Source organism: Plebeiibacterium sediminum (assembly GCF_026013605.1).
Taxonomy (GTDB): Bacteria; Bacteroidota; Bacteroidia; order Bacteroidales; family Marinilabiliaceae; genus Saccharicrinis; species Saccharicrinis sediminus.
Genome location: NZ_JAPDPJ010000209.1, coordinates 1 through 1,212 on the forward strand (window position 1 = coordinate 1; position 1,212 = coordinate 1,212).

The window sequence follows — 1,212 nt, forward strand, 5'->3', positions numbered from 1 at the left end:
CTAAGTACATGACAAAAGTTTATAACATTCATCTAAATCGCTGTTATTTATTGGATTGATTAACGCGTTTGCGATTCTAATCAGTCCGTATTTAAAGAAACTATAAGCTCTTCTGCCATGCTTTTTCACCTTTATCGCTTTAATGTTCACATGTTTGTCAATACCTGCTAAGTATGCCCAAACAAAAGCAATTGCCACAACAGCCAAAAGTTTAGCTATGCGTTCCAAATCAGTCAAGTGAGTATCTTCAAGATTGAACCCGCTGGATTTCATAGCTCTAAACATGGTCTCTATCTGCCATCGTTCTTTGTAGTTGATCAGAGCCTGATCGTGTTGATTGAAAGAGGCAATAATGGTAAACTCCACTTTTCCAGTAGCTTTATTGAAGGACTTAGCTCCCGATAGATATACCAGATTTTTACCGAGGTAATACAGTTTATCACAATGTTTGTAAGACCCTGTTTTGATATTGTTGAACAGCCAAAAGGCTTTAATTGGAGGTTTGCCGTGTCGATGCACCATCATATTGTTGCGTATGCGAATGTAGAATGGAATCTTCTGACGAATAAGATCCTCGAACCATTCTTCTCCGATAAATTCCCTATCCGCCATAAATGCTTTAATATCTTTGGTACCAAAGAACCGAATATAAGTGTCCAGCACCTCTTTTCGCTCTTTGGCATTGGAATTTCCCCGCTTGGGAAGAAGTTTCCATATTAATGGGATAGCAACTCCTTTATAACAAACGCTTAACATTAGGATGTTAATGTCGGTTTTGCCAAACTTCCAGTTAGTTCTGTCCATGCTGAGCATATAGGGAGGTTCATCAGGCAATAAACTGTAAATTAAACGAGTAAAGATCAGTGGATCAAAGGAAAATTCAGCAAAGAACCGTTGTACTCGCCGAAGGCTTGATTCATGTTCAACATTAGGGTTAAATCCCTGTGCAAGTTTTACATATGAAACGGTTTGGAATTTTATCATGCTATTGATAATAATGACAAGGCATTTAATCCTTGCTTTGTGCCAACTGGTTGTTGTCTTGAACAACTCAAATAATTGAGTATTTTTACTGTCTACCTTGGTATTCGGATGCATTACAAAATGATGTGGGAATCTTTTGTAAGATACTGAATATCAAGGTTTTAAACAAGAAAATTCACCTTTTAAATCATTGATTTTCAATTATTTATAGTTTTGTCATGTACTGAA

Annotated in this window: 1 protein-coding gene; it reads right to left on the bottom strand. The window is 36.6% G+C overall.

The window, feature by feature from the left end; all coding sequences use genetic code 11:
* Positions 1-1,098, bottom strand: coding sequence for an IS4 family transposase (locus OM075_RS25085; RefSeq protein ID WP_301193308.1), 1,098 nt, complete (start codon positions 1,096-1,098; stop codon positions 1-3).
* Positions 1,099-1,212 lie beyond the last annotated feature (114 nt).